The sequence below is a fragment of the Mesorhizobium sp. M4B.F.Ca.ET.089.01.1.1 genome, assembly GCF_004022605.1.
Lineage (GTDB): Bacteria > Pseudomonadota > Alphaproteobacteria > Rhizobiales > Rhizobiaceae > Mesorhizobium > Mesorhizobium abyssinicae.
This window is the reverse complement of record NZ_RZOS01001511.1, coordinates 1-414: the sequence shown is the minus strand read 5'-3', so window position 1 is coordinate 414 and position 414 is coordinate 1. Positions and strand designations below refer to the sequence as shown.

Genomic DNA, 414 nt, shown 5'->3' with positions numbered 1-414 from the left:
CCCTGGATCGGGACATGGTCCCAGCCGCGCCAGGAGAGCGGCGATCGCCGCGTCCTGCCGAGCTTGCGCGGCGGCTCCTTGCGGATCAGACGGCCCTGGCTGTTGCGGGTCTCCCATTATGCCGAGAGCGTAATTATGCCGAGTAGGTTCGGCTCTGGCAGCGTTTTCCTACGCTTAGAGCGCTGCACTATCGGCATAATATTATCCTCCCACAACCAATGGAGGATATGTATGTCAAAAGTATCGTTGTTCGATTATGAGCCGCACGCTGCCGCAACCTCGCTGTCGCTTGACGAACTCGTTGCGGAGTTCGTGGCGCCTTACGCCATGAGTTCCAATCACCTTCACAGCATCGCCGCACGACATCTGCTTTGCTGGCTTGATCTCCACAAGATAGCCTTGGCTGACGTTAAC

The 414-nt window shown here is 57.5% G+C and carries 1 protein-coding gene; it reads left to right on the top strand.

The window, feature by feature from the left end; translation table 11 throughout:
* Positions 1 to 231: 231 nt before the first annotated feature.
* The coding region (locus tag EN780_RS40205) for a hypothetical protein (protein WP_210215158.1) at positions 232 to 414 on the top strand (183 nt) is incomplete at its 3' end.